The 17,361-nt window shown below is 37.0% G+C and carries 20 protein-coding genes and 1 riboswitch; of the genes, 15 read left to right on the top strand and 5 right to left on the bottom strand.

The window, feature by feature from the left end:
- Positions 1-102: 102 nt before the first annotated feature.
- Positions 103-1,203, top strand: a complete 1,101-nt coding sequence (locus F4V44_RS10485) for a YqgU-like beta propeller domain-containing protein (protein ID WP_150439936.1) — start codon at positions 103-105, stop codon at positions 1,201-1,203.
- Between the two features lie 28 nt (positions 1,204-1,231).
- On the top strand, positions 1,232-1,546 hold the full coding sequence (locus tag F4V44_RS10480) for an MTH1187 family thiamine-binding protein (RefSeq protein ID WP_150439935.1): 315 nt from the start codon (positions 1,232-1,234) through the stop codon (positions 1,544-1,546).
- A 47-nt stretch (positions 1,547-1,593) separates the two neighbouring features.
- On the opposite strand, the gene F4V44_RS10475 is transcribed toward F4V44_RS10480, so the two are convergent.
- Positions 1,594-1,767 (bottom strand): DUF2759 domain-containing protein, encoded by a 174-nt coding sequence (locus F4V44_RS10475; RefSeq protein ID WP_150439934.1) that lies wholly within the window; start codon positions 1,765-1,767, stop codon positions 1,594-1,596.
- Between the two features lie 425 nt (positions 1,768-2,192).
- Between F4V44_RS10475 and F4V44_RS10470 the strand changes: the two genes are divergently transcribed.
- Together F4V44_RS10470 and F4V44_RS10465 are read left to right on the top strand one after the other, a co-directional pair.
- Entirely contained in the window at positions 2,193-2,807 is a 615-nt protein-coding gene (locus F4V44_RS10470; RefSeq protein ID WP_150439933.1) for an MBL fold metallo-hydrolase, read from the top strand.
- A 341-nt stretch (positions 2,808-3,148) separates the two neighbouring features.
- On the top strand, positions 3,149-4,207 hold the full coding sequence (locus tag F4V44_RS10465) for a class I SAM-dependent methyltransferase (protein ID WP_150439932.1): 1,059 nt from the start codon (positions 3,149-3,151) through the stop codon (positions 4,205-4,207).
- 208 nt (positions 4,208-4,415) lie between these two features.
- Here the strand turns inward: F4V44_RS10465 and F4V44_RS10460 are convergent, their stop codons facing one another.
- Both F4V44_RS10460 and F4V44_RS10455 read right to left on the bottom strand, forming a co-directional pair.
- On the bottom strand, positions 4,416-4,661 hold the full coding sequence (locus F4V44_RS10460; RefSeq protein ID WP_150439931.1) for a DUF2626 domain-containing protein: 246 nt from the start codon (positions 4,659-4,661) through the stop codon (positions 4,416-4,418).
- Positions 4,662-4,883: 222 nt separating this feature from the next.
- Positions 4,884-5,585 carry a helix-turn-helix transcriptional regulator gene (locus F4V44_RS10455; protein ID WP_150439930.1) on the bottom strand — a complete coding sequence of 234 codons (702 nt, stop codon included), beginning with the start codon at positions 5,583-5,585 and terminating at the stop codon, positions 4,884-4,886.
- A 311-nt stretch (positions 5,586-5,896) separates the two neighbouring features.
- Here F4V44_RS10455 and comGA point away from each other — a divergent pair, with 311 nt between their 5' ends.
- The 8 genes from comGA to F4V44_RS10415 all read left to right on the top strand — a co-directional run bounded on the left by comGA (position 5,897) and on the right by F4V44_RS10415 (position 10,256).
- Positions 5,897-6,967 carry a competence type IV pilus ATPase ComGA gene (gene comGA, locus F4V44_RS10450; RefSeq protein WP_150439929.1) on the top strand — a complete coding sequence of 357 codons (1,071 nt, stop codon included), beginning with the start codon at positions 5,897-5,899 and terminating at the stop codon, positions 6,965-6,967.
- Positions 6,954-7,985 (top strand): competence type IV pilus assembly protein ComGB, encoded by a 1,032-nt coding sequence (comGB, locus tag F4V44_RS10445; protein WP_150439928.1) that lies wholly within the window; start codon positions 6,954-6,956, stop codon positions 7,983-7,985. Before comGA ends, comGB begins: the two co-directional genes overlap by 14 nt.
- A gap of 27 nt (positions 7,986-8,012) precedes the next feature.
- Positions 8,013-8,324: a competence type IV pilus major pilin ComGC gene (comGC, locus tag F4V44_RS10440; RefSeq protein ID WP_150439927.1), complete on the top strand. Its 312-nt coding sequence runs from the start codon at positions 8,013-8,015 to the stop codon at positions 8,322-8,324.
- On the top strand, positions 8,302-8,778 hold the full coding sequence (gene comGD, locus F4V44_RS10435; RefSeq protein ID WP_150439926.1) for a competence type IV pilus minor pilin ComGD: 477 nt from the start codon (positions 8,302-8,304) through the stop codon (positions 8,776-8,778). The genes comGC and comGD overlap by 23 nt, the downstream gene beginning before the upstream one ends.
- Entirely contained in the window at positions 8,762-9,088 is a 327-nt protein-coding gene (locus F4V44_RS10430) for a hypothetical protein (RefSeq protein WP_150439925.1), read from the top strand. The genes comGD and F4V44_RS10430 overlap by 17 nt, the downstream gene beginning before the upstream one ends.
- Positions 9,051-9,521, top strand: a complete 471-nt coding sequence (gene comGF, locus F4V44_RS10425; protein WP_223881847.1) for a competence type IV pilus minor pilin ComGF — start codon at positions 9,051-9,053, stop codon at positions 9,519-9,521. The genes F4V44_RS10430 and comGF overlap by 38 nt, the downstream gene beginning before the upstream one ends.
- Positions 9,508-9,897 carry a competence type IV pilus minor pilin ComGG gene (comGG, locus tag F4V44_RS10420; RefSeq protein WP_191090620.1) on the top strand — a complete coding sequence of 130 codons (390 nt, stop codon included), beginning with the start codon at positions 9,508-9,510 and terminating at the stop codon, positions 9,895-9,897. The genes comGF and comGG overlap by 14 nt, the downstream gene beginning before the upstream one ends.
- A gap of 155 nt (positions 9,898-10,052) precedes the next feature.
- The gene (locus tag F4V44_RS10415; RefSeq protein WP_150439922.1) at positions 10,053-10,256 is read left to right on the top strand and encodes a YqzE family protein; all 204 of its coding nucleotides are present in this window, start codon (positions 10,053-10,055) and stop codon (positions 10,254-10,256) included.
- 179 nt (positions 10,257-10,435) lie between these two features.
- Here the strand turns inward: F4V44_RS10415 and F4V44_RS10410 are convergent, their stop codons facing one another.
- Together F4V44_RS10410 and F4V44_RS10405 are read right to left on the bottom strand one after the other, a co-directional pair.
- The gene (locus tag F4V44_RS10410; protein ID WP_150439921.1) at positions 10,436-11,221 is read right to left on the bottom strand and encodes a YqhG family protein; all 786 of its coding nucleotides are present in this window, start codon (positions 11,219-11,221) and stop codon (positions 10,436-10,438) included.
- Positions 11,199-12,887, bottom strand: coding sequence for a DEAD/DEAH box helicase (locus F4V44_RS10405; RefSeq protein WP_150439920.1), 1,689 nt, complete (start codon positions 12,885-12,887; stop codon positions 11,199-11,201). Before F4V44_RS10405 ends, F4V44_RS10410 begins: the two co-directional genes overlap by 23 nt.
- A 148-nt stretch (positions 12,888-13,035) precedes the next feature.
- A riboswitch (glycine riboswitch) is annotated at positions 13,036-13,126 on the top strand.
- A 270-nt stretch (positions 13,127-13,396) separates the two neighbouring features.
- Between F4V44_RS10405 and gcvT the strand changes: the two genes are divergently transcribed.
- From gcvT to gcvPB, 3 genes are read left to right on the top strand one after another with little or no spacing between them, the layout of a single operon-like run.
- Entirely contained in the window at positions 13,397-14,497 is a 1,101-nt protein-coding gene (gcvT, locus tag F4V44_RS10400; protein WP_150439919.1) for a glycine cleavage system aminomethyltransferase GcvT, read from the top strand.
- Positions 14,498-14,517: 20 nt separating this feature from the next.
- The gene (gene gcvPA / locus F4V44_RS10395; RefSeq protein WP_150439918.1) at positions 14,518-15,864 is read left to right on the top strand and encodes an aminomethyl-transferring glycine dehydrogenase subunit GcvPA; all 1,347 of its coding nucleotides are present in this window, start codon (positions 14,518-14,520) and stop codon (positions 15,862-15,864) included.
- Positions 15,857-17,320, top strand: coding sequence for an aminomethyl-transferring glycine dehydrogenase subunit GcvPB (gene gcvPB, locus F4V44_RS10390; RefSeq protein WP_150439917.1), 1,464 nt, complete (start codon positions 15,857-15,859; stop codon positions 17,318-17,320). Before gcvPA ends, gcvPB begins: the two co-directional genes overlap by 8 nt.
- The last annotated feature ends 41 nt before the right edge of the window (positions 17,321-17,361 follow it).

Genomic DNA, 17,361 nt, shown 5'->3' with positions numbered 1-17,361 from the left:
TTTTTAGTTCTTTCTGGCTGCAAAGATATGGGGGTATTATTACATCTAAGCGATTGAGTAAAGGCGGGTGTGGAAAAAATATTGAAAAGGAAGGCTTTTTTTTTGTGTCTAATATTGGTTTCCGCACTCTTGGTAATTGGATGTGAAAAAGGCGATTCTAGTTCGAAGGCTGTTAAGGAAAAACAGGAGTCGGAAGTTGGGAAATCTCTGTTATCGATTTATGATATTGAGGAGTTTCTCCCTCTTGTAATAGAAGAAGGGAATTTTGGTAAGGTTTATGGCTGGTTAGATAACCAAACTCTTGTATATTCGACAATGTTGCAGAATAGTTCCAATATCTATGCCTATCATTTGAAAACGGGGACCAGTACGTTATTATTAAAAGTGGAGTCTATGATTGACTCTATTCATATTAGCCATTCAGGAAATTATTTATTAATTCGTTCCACTTCGGAAGCATCTCCCAGCAAGATTACGGTCATCACCAATAAAGGAAAAATTGTGTTTTCAGAAGTATTGGAGAATGCCTTTGATGCAGCTGTCGTATGGAATCCTTATGATGAGGACAAGGTTCTAATTTCGAGTTTTACAGATGATTGGCAGGAAACTACGTTTATTTTATCAATTAAAATGCAGCAAATGACAGAGCTTGATGTGGTAAATCCTTTTTCCTACTGGATATCAAAGAATAAGCTTATCTATTTAAATTCGCATTTGGAAGATCAATCAGGATTTGCAGATGTTGTCATGAAAGACTTATCAAATGGAAAAGAAATTAGGCTGCTTTCGGATGTTTTTCAACTAGATTCCTTTCATCATTTCTTTCTTACCATTACTGCTGATAAAGAAAATCTAAATGATGTAATTTACAGCTTTTATAATCAAAAGGTAAAGTTTGCGGGCTCCATTACCATGCCGAAATTAGCAAGTTTTACCGATTGGCTAATTCCGTATTATGATTATAACGAGGAGAAAGAAACATTTATTTCCTTTAAACCATTAAAAAGTGGGACAGTGGACTCCTATAATGAGGATTTTCAGCTCATTCAATATAAAATGGGGAGTGAAACGAATACAGTAATAATCGATGGATTAAATAATGAACCGATAAGCTGTAATCAAGAAGGAAATCTATGTTTATATGGCTATTTTTTTGAAAAGCTAATTGATATGAAGAATAAAGAAATAATACATTTGTATTGAATTCAGAAACAAAGGATGGGGGATTATCATGGCAATAGTAGATGTAACAGTAATTCCGGTAGGGACAAAAACAGCAAGCGTTAGTGCTTACGTGGCAGATATACATAAAGTATTAAAGAAATACGAAGAAACAGGCAGCATTCGTTATCAATTAACGCCTATGAATACGATTATTGAAGGTGAATTATCACTTTTGTTTGAAGTCATTCAGGCGATGCATGAAGTTCCTTTTGAGAAAGGTCTTGTCCGAGTGTGTACCAATATCCGCATAGATGATCGCCGTGATATAGAGCGAAACATGGAGGATAAAGTGGAGAAGGTAAACAGTCTGCTTAAAGATTAAAAATGGGAAAATAAAAAGCACCTATGGTGCTTTTTATTTTCCCATTTTTAATGGGTCGCAGGAAAACCGCTGTTAATAAAAGTCATGATTGCAAACCATCCAAATATTGCAAAGCTTCCAACTGCGAATAGTACACCAAGAAGGTTTTTGTTTTTTAGTGAACTAACGGAACCAACAGCAGCTAATATTGAAACTAATGCAAAAATAATGACAGTGCCCATTACATAATCCCCCTTGTTCGATGTATAGTTCATATGCATTTGAAAAATAAGCGCTTTCTTGTATTAGTATAATATGTAATACAAATGCAAACTTACTTCTAATATTTTATAATTTTTCTGAATGTTTGTCGAGGTGAAATAAGAGACTTTTCGCAATAGTATATCAATAATATTGCCAAATAATTAGTTTTTATTTCTTTTATAGTGTAAAATAACTTTGAATGTTTTAACTTCATTCAGCAGAAGTGCTCCACTTCTAATGTTAAGGGATGGATGTAAAAAGCTCTTCGATTCAGTGAAGGTTCAAACTTATGCTGAATGAAGTTAAGGCTCCGGCGGATGCCACGAATTTTTATCGAGTGAGCTCGATAAAAATTCGGGCGCAAATTCGACGGGGCGAATTTGATATAGGGGGAAATCATCTTATGGAATGGATACAAATGCCGCTTGGGCCAATTCAGACAAATTGTTACGTGTTGATGAAGGAAGATTCAACATGTCTCATTGTTGACCCTGGAAATGAGGGTGAAAAGCTGATTGGCGTTCTACGTGAACGAAATTTACAGCCAACTGCTATCGTCCTGACACATGCCCATTATGATCATATTGGAGCTGTCGATAGTATAAGGGATGAATATAACATACCAGCCTATGTTCATGTTAATGAAAAAGAATGGTTATCATCACCATCCTTAAATTTGGGACAGGTAATTGCCAGAGATCCTGATTTTACTTTCAGCGGAGAGCAGGAACTAACGCTAGGAAGCTTCACTTTTCAGCTTTTTGAAACTCCGGGTCATTCACCAGGAAGCGTTTCACTGTATTTTAAGGATGCAGGGCTAGTACTGGTTGGGGATGCACTATTTAATGGAAGTATCGGGCGTACGGATTTACCTGGATGTAATCACCAAGATTTGATGAATAGTCTGCGTGAAAAAATCTTAACACTTCCTGAAGATACGACTGTCCTTCCTGGACATGGACCCATTACAACCATTGGAAAAGAGATTGATTCAAATCCTTTTCTAAACGGATTTTAACTTCATTCAGCAGAAATCCTTCACTTTTAAGGTTAAGGGATGAATACAATAAAGCACTCTGATTCAGCGGGGGCTAAACACCAGCTGAATGAAGTTAAGCCTTCAGCGAGTCTTGCGATTTTTTAAGGGCAATTTATCGAGCGAGCTCGATAAAAATCCAGACGCAAATTTGACGAGCGAATTTGATAAAAAAGAAAAACCCTTCTCGTTTGAGAAGGGTTTTTCTGGGGGATATTCGAATTCTAGTAATGGGAGGTTATTGTTAAACTACTACTTGATATAAACAATATAATAAGTTTAACACTTTGTCAATAGTGTTAAATATGAAAAGTGGAGCTAATATGAAAAAATACCTTATAGAATATATAAACAAAAAACCATTGAAAATGATATCATACGACGAATACATGGATCTTGTGCTGTATCATCCTCGTTTTGGCTATTATATGAAAGAGCGAGAAAAAATTGGTCGTAGCGGCGATTTTATTACATCAAGTAATATTTCTAATGTGATGGGTAAAACCTTTGCCAAATGGTTTGCAGATTTAGTAAAGGAACAAAAAGTTTCTCCCCATTTTTGTGAAATAGGTGCAGGAAATGGCCGGTTTGCTCATGCATTTTTAAGTGAATGGTATGCTTTAGATAATCCTAAGCTTACCTATACGATCATAGAAAAAAGCCCATATCATATTAAACTGCAAAAAGAAAAATTTGAAGAAGAATGGTACGTTCAGTATATTGAGGATTTAACTGAATTAAAGAATGATAACGGCCTGATTTTTTCAAATGAATTATTTGATGCGCTGCCAGTACATGTAGTTACAATGCAGCAAGGCCATTTATATGAAGTAATGGTGACTGTTGAAAATGGAGAACTGGTTGAAACCCTTTGTCTTCTATCTAATCACAAAATTACTTCTTTCTTAAAGGAGCATAAGGTAGTCATTCCTGAAGGGCATCGAATAGAAATTCCGCTCTATATGGAAGATGTTTTTTTGAAGATGGAGAAGGCACTGTCTAAAGGGATGATTGTAACTATTGATTATGGTTATTCAAATGAAGAATGGCAGGAACCTATAAGAAAGGATGGAAGCCTAAGGGGCTATTACCGGCACGAGCTTATTAGGAATGTGTTAGAACATCCGGGTGAAATGGATATTACCAGCCATATTCATTGGGACGCTCTTGTGAATATGGGAAATAAGTATGGAATTCATACGGTTGAAAAAAAACGTCAAGATGAATTTCTTCTTTCCATTGGGATATTAGATCAACTTGAAAACCATCAGGATCCCAATCCATTTTCAGAAGTAAATAAACGAAACCGCGCCATCCGAAGTCTCATTATGCCTTCTGGAATGAGCCCGTCTTTTCAAGTATTGGTGCAATTAAAAGCGTAGTCGGTTTGTAAGGGGCGACAAGCTTAAGCTGGGGCAGGGAGAAGGTTGTTCTGTAACCTTCTCAATGTCTCAGCTTAAGACCTCGAGACCCTATCCGACGGAGCTAGATACAATTAAAAGCGTAGTCGGTTTGTAATGTGCAGCAATAGTTGAAACGGTTACAAAATAAAAAAGCGATCCAATTGGTCGCTTTTTTATTTAGAACTTATTAATGTCCGCCCGCACCTGGTATCATCATAAAAGTTGTCCAGTATGTAAAACCGACGAAAAATACTGTTAAATAAGCCCCAAAAATGTAAATGTACATACGTTCAGTAAGTTTTAAATAGCTGAGAAGCAGAAAGAACCCTGTTTGACCGAAGAATATTAAGGACGTAGTATACATATCTCCTAAATAAAACATAACTGCAAAAATGCCCGTCCAAAATCCCAATACTCGATACATTCGTTCCAACTGTATCCCTCCCTTTGCACTGTGAGTTTCATCACTATTATAATGAAGTATTCTGAAAAAGTAAATAACTCTTTATATTTAAAAAGATTAGAAGTAAAACTTTTCTGAACTTTCTTTAAAAAAGTGGAAGATTACATATTATTGAAAGGATAGGGCTGCATGGGTTAAGAAAATAGAGGCAATTTTCGTATGATTGCCTCTATCATCTATTCTGAAAGATATTTAATTCTTGATGTTTGCACTATACGTGCAAGCCTCACAGCCAGCAAGTAAATTATCTCCCTCCACTAATTCAATTTCTGCAAATAAAGCTTCAAACATCCCTTTTAAAAATTGTGCATGCATGTTGCAAACATTTTCCATATGTTCTTGTGCTACTTCCTTAAACGGACAATTGAAGATTTTAAAATATATTTTTGTTTTATCCTCACTTGGTTGAAAATCTGGAGATAATCCAGCCAATGAAGCGGCATTTCGAATCATATTCAGTTTTTGATCAAAGGATAGATGATCAATACTTTGCATATTCTTTGCTAATTCCTGTTCTACTAATTCCAGGCCAAACCGTTTCCCGGTTTCATATAGTGCCTTTTGTCCAGCTTCTCCTAGTGATGCCATTGTTTCCAGTGTAATTTTAGATAAAAGTTGATAATCACGATAGGGGAAATGAAGTTGAATCACATCGCTTGATAGTCGATAAAGTCTGCTTGGTCTTCCGCCTTTACCGGTTTTCTTTGTTTCAGAGACAAGCATGTTGACATCTTCCAACTTGGTTAAGTGCAGTCTGGCAACATTTGGATGAATATCAAACTGATCAGCTATTTCCTGGACTGTTACTTCTTGATGTCTGTTCGTGATATATTGATAAATATAATAACGAGTTGGATCGGATAATACATTTGTTATTTTCAGTGTTTGTTCCAAAGAAGCTCACCTCATACTATACTTTATTCTATTATAATACTGTTAGAAATAGGTTAACACTATATTCACTATAAGTTTATAAAATGTTCACAAATTACAAATGTTAGTATTTGTATTTAAAGAGGGAACTAAAAGAAACATTTATAGATAAATACAGATAGATCTATCATCAAACAGAGAGTTATTAATCAAATTATGAATAATTTGTGATAACACGAAAGTTTTTATGTAATAATCTTTTTGATATGCAGGAGATTATTAAAAGGAGACGAATCTAATCAAGTAGAAAAATGAAAGGTGGTGTACAGCCATTGAGTTCAATCGAAAAACTGGCTGACAGAATTATTACTGAAGCTGTTAAAAGTCATGCAACAGATGTCCACATTATTCCCCGAAGAAATGATACCCTTGTACAACTGAGAATCTCAAACAAATTAGTTCCAAAAATCGAGCTTCCCAAAGAAGAATGTGACCGATTAATTTCCCATTTTAAATTTACAGCATCTATGGATATTGGCGAAAGAAGACGACCCCAAAGCGGTGCCTGTTCTTTTAGAGTGGATGGACAAATGATAGGTCTGCGCTTGTCAACTCTCCCAGCTAGTCAAAATGAAAGCTTGGTCATTCGAATTCTCCCCCAGCAAGAAAATATGCCTTTTTTTCAAATTTCACTCTTTCCAAATATGACGAGAAAATTATTAGCTTTATTAAAGCATTCCCATGGTCTTATTATTCTGACCGGGCCGACTGGATCAGGAAAAACCTCCACTTTATATGCCTTATTAAATGAAACCTCACATCACTATAATCGAAATGTCATTACATTAGAAGATCCCATTGAAAAAGAAAATGATTTAGTCCTGCAGGTTCAGGTGAATGAAAAAGCCGGTGTCACATATACAACTGGATTAAAAGCGATATTAAGGCATGATCCGGATATTATTATGGTTGGAGAGATTCGTGATGCCGAAACGGCAAAAATTGCTGTCAGGGCTGCGCTTACGGGACACTTAGTTTTGACTACCATGCATACTCGGGATTCTAAAGGAGCTATCTACAGACTCATTGAATTTGGCGTAAGCTGGCAGGAGATTGAGCAAACGCTGGTTGCTATTACAGCACAAAGATTGGTGGAATTAACATGTCCCATTTGCAAAGAACATTGCTCTCCGGCTTGTTTTGGTCATGAACGCCCGAAAAGAGCCAGCGTATTCGAACTTTTATCTGGAAGAAATCTAACCTCTGCCTTGGGGGAGGCACGTGGTGAACAAAATAAGTTTCATTATAAAACATTACGGGAAGAAATTCGAAAAGGAATTGCATTAGGATATATTAAGGAAAGTGAATTTGACAGATGGGTGTTTATAAATGAAAAGGAGTAAATGGTCTCTTGAGGAGCAGGCAAGTTTTTTAAAAATGATAGGAGAACTATTAATAAGAGGTTATCCGCTTGCAGAAGCATTAGATTCCATCACCTATCATTTGCCGAAAAATCGAAACGCACAAATGAAGGAATGTCTTTTCAGCTTAAAGGAGGGGTATCCATTTTATTTGGTTCTTCAAAAACTAGCATTTAATAAAGATGTGATTGGCTATATTTATTTTGCTGAACAGCATGGCAGTTTAGCAACGGCATTTCTTGAAGGAAGTAAAATGCTGCAGAAACGTGTAAAAGACTTTTCTAGATTAAAAAAACTAATGTCTTACCCACTTTTTCTTGCGTTAACGACAATCATGTTATTTTTCTTTGTGCAAAAATATTTGCTGCCACAATTTTCTTCATTATTTACTTCCATGAAATTACAAGCGAACTTTTTTACAAAATTCGTTTATATTGCTGGTGAGGCTTTTCCCATTCTTGTCCTTCTTTTTCTCCTCCTGTTCATCTTCTCTCTACTATATTATTTTTTGTCTTTCAAAAAACTTACTTCGATTGAGCAGAAAAAGAAAATGATGAGAATCCCCATGGCAGCCAGTCTTTTTAGACTTTTTTATACCCACTATTTTTCTATTCAATTAGGCTTTTTGTTGGAAGGGGGGCTTTCTGTTAACGAATCTCTTACAACGTTTGAACAAAATGAAAATCAACCTTTTTATAGGCAGCTTGGAATAGAAATGAAGAGGTTATTAATGACAGGGGAAAAACTCGAGGATATACTCAGGAACTATCCGTTCTTTGAACGGGAATTGGCCTTGGTCGTAAAGCATGGACAGGATAATGGGAAGCTTGCTCAGGAATTGCTATTTTTTGCCGACCGATGTATGAGCAGCTTGGAGGAAAAAGTGGATAGTTTGATTAGAAGGGTTCAACCTATTTTATACGGTCTGATAGGCGTGTTAATTGTTTCTATGTACTTAGCTGTTTTATTACCCATGTTTCATTTAATGAATGGAATGTAAGCAAATTTTGAAAGGGGAATCTATCCAATGTTGAAAAGTCAGAAAGGTTTTACATTAATTGAAATGATGATTGTTCTCTTAGTTATCTCGATTTTACTTATGATTACCGTACCAAATGTGACAAAAAATAATTCAACTATTAATGAAAAGGGTTGTGAAGCTTACTTAAAAATGGTTGAAGGGCAGGTGCAATCCTATAAAATGGAGAATCATGCCTTTCCTACTGTTCAGCAGCTGATTGATGATGATTATATTGAAGATAATCAATGCCCACAAGGAAAAAAGGTAGCTATTTCAGCAGAAGGTGTAGTGTCTCTTGAAAAATCTACAGAGGAGTAACCAATCAGGTTTTACCTTAATCGAAATGCTATTGGTATTAAGTATAGTTCTTCTGATTTCTTTTATTTCTTCCATTCTTGTAAGTCCCCAATATTTATTATATGAAAAGGAACGCTTCTTTTCCCAATTTAAAGCGGATATGCTCTATTCCCAGCAGTATGCCATTTCACAACAAAAACAACTGAACGTAAAGATTTATCTTAAAGAGAACCGATATGAAGTAAAAGAATGGACGACGACGTATAAACCTGTTATTGTTCGTGAAATTCCTAAGTCTATTAGAATAGAAAAAGGGACATTTCCGGCTGTTGGAAATGTCTATATGGATTTTAACTTAGCGACGAATGGCAGAACTAATCGATTTGGAACATTTTATTTTTTGGTCGATGATAATAAACGCTATAAAGTTACCTTTCAATTAGGAGCGGGGCGATTATATGTTGTTGAAGAATAAAGGTTTTTATATGGCAGAACTAATTATAAGTCTATCGGGGTGGCTGCTCATTACAAGTGTTTTTGTTCCGTTTTACATTCAGCTGCAAAGCCAACTCATGCAATTAGAGGAAAAATCGGAAGCACTGCATCTATTATATGAATATATACAAAAAGTAATAGTTGAAAATCCTGAAAGAGAAAATGATGTCATCACAAAAGGAGATAAGCAATTTACCGTTATTTGGCAGGGTGATGACAAGAAGGCGGTAATGATAACCTATGAGGATGTGTTTGGGCGCACAGTTGAAATACATGAAACGACTCCATAACAAAGGTTTTACATTTATAGAAATGATATTGGCCTTTTCTATCTTTCTCATCATTGTTTCGTTATTTCCGCTATTTTTTCAAGTCATATCACAAAATGGTTTTGTAGAAGAAAGAATACAAAAGATGGAATGGGAAGTGTTTATTGCTCAGGTGAAAAAGGAAGTAAGAATGAGTGACAGTCTAAAAATTGAAAATAACAGAATTATGCTGAAAATAGGAAAGGAGAGTATTATGTATGAAAGATATGGAACGAATATTCGGAGACGAGTTGATGCAGCAGGACATGAAATTATGCTGCAAGACATCAAAACAGTCATGTTTGAAAAGGTAATAAAAGGCGTGCGGATTTCTGTAGAGGATAAATATAATCAAAGTGAATCTGTTATCATTCGGTCAGTTGTTGATGAGGAAAGTTTATATGCTGCGCCATAACCAAAAGGGTTTTACCTATCCGCTCACGTTATGTATGTTGATCCTTTTTTCAACCATATTGGCGATTTATTTAGAGCAGTATCTTACAGAAAAAAGAATGCTGACAGAAACGGAAAATATATTGAAACAGGAGTATTATATCGTAAGTACACTGAAAACAATGGAAGAAAGTTTAGCAGTTGAGGGCAGAACGAACCATACCGGTTCCATCGAATTTTACGATGGTCAGGCAGAATATGTGATTGAAGAGATTACAGGAAGTCTCTGGGAAATCAAGCTTCAAATTAAGACGGGTATAGATAGTCGGCAGTTTAGTGGTACTGCTTTTTATGATACCGATTATAAGAAAATCATTAAGTGGGTAGAAAAAAGCTGAGTAAAGCAGGGAAGAAATTCAATATATAGGTTTGAAAAAAAGTGATAGGGATATACTTACTCTTAGAAATGTGTAAGACTTTAGCTGTCATTATGATTAAAGCGTTAGTCAAGTACATGCTGCCGTAAGGTTTGTACTTTTTAAGAGGTGTATCTATGAAAACAAATGATTATGTAAAATATGTCACACAAACGGTTGTACAATATATTGACCAGCCTAAAGATGAACGAAGAAAGCTTCGTCAAGAAAAAAAGGATCGTAGAGCTACATTTATGTACAGATGGTTTGGGATTATTCCATATGTATTGATGTTAAAGCTAAGAGAAAGAAGAGAACAAAAAGTACGAGAAGCAGACTAATCTGCTTCTCGTTGTCCGTTACAAGGGAAGAAAGTATAACTGTTAAAATTTGATAGTGGTCTAGCTCCAGCGCTTAGCCCCTCGAGGTCATAAGTCACACCTGAATAGAAGGCAAAAAACGCCTTCTATTCAGGAGTAGCTTATGCTGGTCGGGGCTGAGAAAGGCACCTGCGCTTTTCTTAGTCTCGAAGATAGAAAATCCCGCCGTTAATAATAGATATATTTATTTTTGGTTCATACTGATCCTTTAATGCTTGTTTTTCCATTTCATAGCTTTCGCCTTTTTCTTCTGTATCTTTATAGAAATGCTCCAGTAAATTCAAATCTTTCTGCCAACGCTTTCTGGCATCATCTGCCCATGAATGATTTTCAGTCTCTATCTTTGAGATAAGATAATGTTCAATTCGCTTTAAACCGCTTTTTGGCATGATAAGCGGAGAAAGGGTAAAAGAATAGTCCGGTATTTTCGGTGTTAGCTCAAGCTCGAGCAGTTTATCATGAAAGTTTTCGATTGTTTGTCCATTAATTAACTGCAGTCCGATTGATTGAAATATATCTTTTTTTCGATCACATTGATAGGAAACTTTTACATTTAAACATAGCCATGGCTTTAATGGGGTTTGTTGTCCTGTAATGGTTGGACCTTTTTCATATAGCCTGATAAAGCTAGCCAGTTTTTTTGTTGATTGAAAAATTTGGTGAAGCCGGGGAGAGCCGAAATGAATACTCTCTCCTTTAAGATTGCTAGGAGCTCTTTTTGGATCTGTGATAAGGGTGAGGCTCATTGGATTTGGCACTCCTCCTGTTTTTTCAAGGTAATGCCAGTAAAAAGGGCGGTTCATCAGCTCCTTATCGAGATCGATAGTTAATTGGACAGTCATGTATCCAGACTTGTTTTCTATTATTTCACAATCATTGGCAAGAAAATAACCCTCTAAAAATTCATGAATTTCCTGTTGCTGCATGCTGGACTCCGCCTTTCATCTCTTGGGCAAATTGAATCATTGATGTAAGATTATCCATTTTAATTTTCATTTCTCCCTCTGAAGAGGAGTAATTAAATATATCTACTAAATGTTCCTCAACATTTCCAAATTCTAATTTTGTTAGAATGTCGTCAAGTTCTCCAATGACTTTTTCAAAAAGATGAATTTTTTCATAAAGCAGCTTTAGTACGTGTTCCTCAACCGTGTCTTTTATGGCAAAATTATATATTTTAACATCCTTCTCTTGACCAAGTCGATGGATTCTGCCAATCCGCTGCTCCAGTCGCATTGGATTCCAAGGCAAATCAAAGTTAATAATATGATGACAGAACTGCAGGTTTATTCCTTCTCCTCCAGCTTCTGTAGCAATTAATACTTGGGCATTGTTTTTGAATAGTTCTCTCATCCAGTCTTTTTTCCCTCGTTTAAAACCGCCCCTGAATGGAACAGAGGTGATGCCATGCTGTTTAAGAAACCATTGTAAGTATAGCTGTGTTGCCCGGTATTCCGTAAAGATAATGACCTTATCATCAATCGCTTTAATCAGTTCAAGTGCTTTTTGCGCTTTTGCATTTGATTGTACTTCTTCAACTTTCTTTATTAAGTACTGAATTTGTTCTTGGAAGACGGAAGAAGCATTTTCTTCCTTTTGCTGCATGTTTTTTAAAGTATAATAGACGGCTTCTCTGCTGCTGCAGGCTTCCCGTTGTAAAGTCATGACGGAGAATTGACTTTTATTTATCAAGTCACTTTTCCCGCCCATTAAACATATATTTTCATATAGTTCTCTTTCCTTCTCAGAAAATTCTATTGGAATCGTTTCAACAATCCGCTTTGTCCACTCGATTCCAGTATCTGCACGACGATTTCGAATCATTACTTTATTGACTAGTTCTTTTAAGTGCTCATCATCATCTAATGAACGAGAATCTTTTTTGTACTTATCATAAAAGTCTGTTTCGCTTCCAAGATGGCCAGGTTTCAATAATGATACAAGGTTAAAGATTTCACTGATTCGATTTTGTATCGGTGTTGCTGTTAACAAAAGACAGAATTTCTTTTTTAGATTCTGCACGAACTCATAGTTTTTAGTTTTATTATTTTTTAATTTATGTGCTTCATCAATGATAATAAGATCATAATCCTGTTCATTTATAATTTCTCTATGTGGACTTCGCTTTGCTGTATCAATTGAAGAAATGACAACATCACATTGCTCCCAAACATAGCTTTTCCGCTGGGCAACAGCAGGAATATAGAATTTACTGTTAAGCTCCATTGCCCATTGAGATACAAGTGAAGCGGGAACTAAGATTAGTACTTTTTTGACAAGACCTCTTATCATATATTCTTTTAAGATTAATCCGGCTTCAATCGTCTTTCCAAGACCGACTTCATCCGCTAAAATGGCTTTACCATTCATATTTTCAACGACTTGTTTCGCTACCTCAAGTTGATGCGGAAGTGGGGTTAACTCTGATAAATGCTTTGGTGCAAGCAGTCCTTCAAATTCTGAAATGACAGTATGCTTTTCCACTTCAACAGCCAATTTATATAATTCCCAATTTCCCCAAGGTCCATCATGATTCAACCGGGTGATAAATTCATCTTGCCATGAATTGTCAAACTCTATCTTCACTGTCATCGCTAACACTCCTCAAAAATGGTATTGCTGAAATCCGTTCGGCATGGTAGGCTATATGTATGTAAATGGAAAGTTTAGAAACTTTCTACAGTGCTCTTATTTTTAATTATGCATAGTATGACCATGTTTTAATAAAATATAAATGCGGATGAGAATAAGGGGAGAGACTACGTTATGTAGCGCCGAAGGAGCAAACAAGGATTTGTGAATCTCTCAGGCAAAAGAACTCTTATTTGACGCATCTCTGGAGAGTGCTTATTTTTAGGCCGCCAAAGGGGAAAGCCTTTACAGGTAAACTTTCAGGTTCCAGGACAGAGACCAACCTATTTTCTATAGGGGGGTTTCTGTCCTTTTTTTGTCTCAGAAAGAAACAACAACAATGACAGCAGCCTAACATGAACTTCATAAGTAATTTTCTAATATATATAGGAAAAGTAATGAAACGAATGATTTCCATGATTAATATGGATATCTGTTAATCATTCTATTAGAGGAAAGGAGTTTGAAAAATGGCTGAATTAAAACGTACACCTCTTTATGATGTCTATAAGGAATATGGAGCGAAAATAATCGATTTTGGAGGATGGGAGCTCCCAGTTCAGTTTTCAAGCATAAAGGAAGAACATGAAGCTGTTCGAACAAAAGCAGGGTTATTTGATGTTTCTCATATGGGAGAAATTACTGTACAGGGATCTGGAAGCCTGGGATTCTTACAAAAAATGATGACAAATGATGTAAGCAAAGTAGAACTCGGTTCTGCCATGTACACGGCTATGTGTTACGAAAATGGGGGAACGGTTGATGATTTATTAATTTATAAAATAAATGAGCATGATTATTTGCTTGTTGTCAATGCCTCTAATACTGAGAAAGATTTCAAATGGCTGATGGAGCATCTTGAAGGAGATGTAAAGCTTGAAAATATTTCGGAAGGAACAGCACAGTTAGCTTTGCAGGGGCCGCACTCAGAAAAGGTTTTATTACAATTGACTCAAGAGAAGGCAATAGATATTGCTAGTTTTAAATTTCAAAAAGAGGTACTAATTGCAGGGAAAAAAGTACTAGTATCGAGGACAGGATATACAGGTGAAGATGGTTTTGAATTATATTGTGACCGAGAAGATGCTGTTGACTTATGGAAGGCTATTTTAGCTGCTGGAAGTGAAGAGGGTGTATTGCCATGTGGACTGGGAGCTCGTGATACCCTTCGTTTTGAAGCGAATTTAGCTTTATACGGTCAAGAGCTCTCGCCCAATATCACTCCATTTGAAGCGGGTATTGGTTTTGCTGTTAAGTTGAATAAAGAAGCCGATTTTATTGGTAAGGCTGCTTTAAAAGCACAAAAGGATAATGGATTACAGAGAAAAATTGTCGGTATTGAAATGATTGATAGAGGCATTCCGCGTCATGGATACCCTGTATATGCAGGGGAAACGGAAATTGGTATAGTCACAACCGGTACACAATCTCCGACATTAAAGAAAAATATTGGTCTCGCATTAATAAAAACAGAATATGCACAGCTTGATCATGAACTATTGGTAGAAATTCGCGGGAAGCGATTGAGAGCAAAGATTGTCAAAACACCTTTTTACAAAAGAGAGAAGTAACGAAATTGGAGGAGAGAAGGATGAAGCATCGCTATTTACCGATGACAGAGCAGGATCGAGAATCTATGTTGGAAGCTGTTGGGGCTGCTTCTGTAGATGAACTGTTTAGTGATATCCCTGAAAAGGTTCGTTTTAAGGGAGAATATCAGATTAAAAAGGCAAAGTCAGAATCAGCACTTCTAAAGGAACTGGCTCAATTAGCAGCAAAAAATGCTGATTTACGTACGCATACATCGTTTCTTGGCGCTGGAGTTTATGATCATTATATTCCAGTCATTGTTGATCATGTTATCTCTCGTTCTGAATTTTATACCGCATATACACCTTATCAGCCGGAAATTTCTCAAGGTGAATTGCAGGCAATTTTTGAATTTCAAACGATGATTTGTGAGTTAACCGGCATGGAGGTGGCAAACTCGTCTATGTATGATGGCGGGACTTCCATGGCAGAAGCAGCTATGTTAGCTGCAGGCCATACTCGGAGAAAAAAGGTGTTGGTCTCAAGCACGGTACATCCTCAATCAAGAGAGGTTTTAAACACTTATGCAAAAGGACAGAGACTAGAGGTCATCGAAATTCCATCTAACAATGGCTTAACAGATGCTGCTGCTTTAAATGAATTAATGAATGAGGATGTGGCAGCTGTTATCGTTCAATGTCCTAATTTCTTTGGCGGAATTGAACCATTAAAAGAAATTGAAGAACTGACACATAAAGAAAAATCATTACTTATTGTTTCAAGTAACCCGCTTGCTTTAGGAATTCTAACTCCACCGGGCAGGTTAGGTGCAGACATCGTTGTGGGTGATACACAAGTGTTTGGTATCCCCGCACAGTTTGGAGGACCTCATTGCGGATATTTTGCTGTAACGAGTAAACTGATGCGAAAAATACCTGGGCGTATTGTTGGGCAAACGGTGGATGAGGAAGGACGGCGAGGATTTGTATTGACCTTGCAGGCACGTGAGCAGCATATACGCCGTGAAAAAGCAACATCCAATATTTGCTCTAATCAGGCTCTAAATGCTTTAGCCTCTTCAGTTGCAATGACTGCACTTGGAAAAAAGGGAATTCGGGAAATGGCTGCAGCGAATATTCAAAAAGCAAACTATGCTAAAAACAGGCTGAGGGAGAATGGCGCAAAAATTGCATTTGAAGGCCCAATCTTTAATGAATTTGTCTTGAAATTAACAAGTCCTGTTAATGAAGTGAATCAAAAGCTGATGGAAAAGAATATCATTGGCGGATATGATTTAGGCCGGGAGTATCCGGAATTGTCTAATCACATGTTAATTGCTGTTACGGAGTTGAGAACGAAGGAAGAAATAGATACATTAGTGGCGGAATTGGGGGATTATCATGCATAAAGAAAATCAACCGTTAATTTTTGAAAGCAGTACACCTGGTCGAATCGGTTATAGTCTTCCTGAATTCGATGTTCCGGAAGTTGATTTAGAGAACTTGATTCCGAAAGAGTATCTTCGTGAAATGGAGCCGGAGCTTCCTGAAGTTTCTGAGTTAGATATCATGCGCCATTATACGGCTTTATCAAAAAGGAACCATGGAGTCGATTCAGGCTTCTATCCACTCGGATCTTGTACGATGAAATACAATCCAAAGATAAATGAAGAGGTTGCCCGCATGGATGGGTTTGCTCATGTACATCCATTACAAGAAGAAAGGACTGTCCAAGGTGCACTTGAACTAATGTATGATCTTCAAGAGCATCTCGTTGAAATTACCGGTATGGATGCTGTTACACTTCAATCCGCAGCTGGTGCCCATGGTGAATGGACGGGACTGATGATGATTCGTGCCTTCCATGAAGCCAATGGGGATTTTGAGAGAGTAAAGGTGATTGTTCCCGATTCGGCACATGGAACAAACCCTGCTTCTGCAGTTGTAGCCGGATTTGAAACAGTGACAGTTAAATCAAATGAAGAGGGACTTGTTGATTTAGATGATTTAAGAAGAGTGGTGGGGAATGATACGGCAGCATTAATGCTGACAAATCCAAATACGCTGGGGTTATTTGAAGAGAATATTCTTGAAATGGCTGACATTGTACACGGTGCCGGCGGGAAGCTTTATTATGACGGTGCAAATTTAAATGCTGTTTTATCAAAAGCGCGTCCTGGTGATATGGGCTTTGATGTTGTTCATTTAAATCTCCATAAAACCTTTACAGGTCCCCACGGCGGCGGCGGTCCGGGCTCGGGTCCGGTCGGTGTTAAGAATGAACTGGTTCCATTTTTGCCTAAGCCGATCATTGCAAAGGTTAAGGATCAATTTGTTCTTGATTATGATCGTCCGCAATCTATTGGCCGCATAAAGCCTTATTATGGAAACTTTGGTATTAATGTTCGTGCCTATACGTATATTCGTTCAATGGGTCCGGATGGTTTAAAAGCTGTAACAGAGAATGCCGTTTTGAACGCAAATTATATGATGAGAAGACTCGCTCCATACTATGATCTGCCATATGATAAGCATTGTAAGCATGAGTTTGTTCTAAGCGGAAGACGTCAGAAGAAGCTTGGAGTTCGTACTCTCGATATCGCCAAACGTTTGCTTGATTTTGGCTATCATCCGCCGACCATTTATTTCCCGCTCAATGTGGAAGAATGTATCATGATTGAGCCGACAGAAACAGAGTCGAAAGAAACGCTGGATAGCTTTATTGATGTGATGATTCAAATTGCAAAGGAAGCTGAAAGCAACCCTGAAATCGTTCAAGAAGCACCGCATACGACAGTTGTCAGTAGACTAGATGAAACATTAGCAGCTAGAAAACCTGTGCTCCGTTATAAAAGAGAAGAATAAAAGATAAAAGGCTGACTCGATTCATAGAGTCAGCCATATTT

The sequence above is a fragment of the Niallia endozanthoxylica genome, assembly GCF_008710145.1.
Taxonomy (GTDB): domain Bacteria; phylum Bacillota; class Bacilli; order Bacillales; family Cytobacillaceae; genus Bacillus_BD; species Bacillus_BD endozanthoxylica.
This window is presented reverse-complemented; position numbering and strand designations above follow the sequence as displayed.

What these genes read in the sequence shown, in the direction of transcription:
- F4V44_RS10480 (WP_150439935.1), top strand. Translation starts at nt 1,232, where the DNA reads ATGGCAATAGTAGATGTAACAGTAATTCCGGTAGGGACAAAAACAGCA.
- F4V44_RS10475 (WP_150439934.1), bottom strand. Translation starts at nt 1,767, where the DNA reads ATGGGCACTGTCATTATTTTTGCATTAGTTTCAATATTAGCTGCTGTT.
- F4V44_RS10470 (WP_150439933.1), top strand. Translation starts at nt 2,193, where the DNA reads ATGGAATGGATACAAATGCCGCTTGGGCCAATTCAGACAAATTGTTAC.
- F4V44_RS10465 (WP_150439932.1), top strand. Translation starts at nt 3,149, where the DNA reads ATGAAAAAATACCTTATAGAATATATAAACAAAAAACCATTGAAAATG.
- comGB (WP_150439928.1), top strand. Translation starts at nt 6,954, where the DNA reads ATGAAAAGGAGTAAATGGTCTCTTGAGGAGCAGGCAAGTTTTTTAAAA.
- comGC (WP_150439927.1), top strand. Translation starts at nt 8,013, where the DNA reads ATGTTGAAAAGTCAGAAAGGTTTTACATTAATTGAAATGATGATTGTT.
- F4V44_RS10430 (WP_150439925.1), top strand. Translation starts at nt 8,762, where the DNA reads ATGTTGTTGAAGAATAAAGGTTTTTATATGGCAGAACTAATTATAAGT.
- comGG (WP_191090620.1), top strand. Translation starts at nt 9,508, where the DNA reads ATGCTGCGCCATAACCAAAAGGGTTTTACCTATCCGCTCACGTTATGT.
- F4V44_RS10415 (WP_150439922.1), top strand. Translation starts at nt 10,053, where the DNA reads ATGAAAACAAATGATTATGTAAAATATGTCACACAAACGGTTGTACAA.
- F4V44_RS10410 (WP_150439921.1), bottom strand. Translation starts at nt 11,221, where the DNA reads ATGCAGCAACAGGAAATTCATGAATTTTTAGAGGGTTATTTTCTTGCC.
- F4V44_RS10405 (WP_150439920.1), bottom strand. Translation starts at nt 12,887, where the DNA reads ATGACAGTGAAGATAGAGTTTGACAATTCATGGCAAGATGAATTTATC.
- gcvT (WP_150439919.1), top strand. Translation starts at nt 13,397, where the DNA reads ATGGCTGAATTAAAACGTACACCTCTTTATGATGTCTATAAGGAATAT.
- gcvPA (WP_150439918.1), top strand. Translation starts at nt 14,518, where the DNA reads ATGAAGCATCGCTATTTACCGATGACAGAGCAGGATCGAGAATCTATG.
- gcvPB (WP_150439917.1), top strand. Translation starts at nt 15,857, where the DNA reads ATGCATAAAGAAAATCAACCGTTAATTTTTGAAAGCAGTACACCTGGT.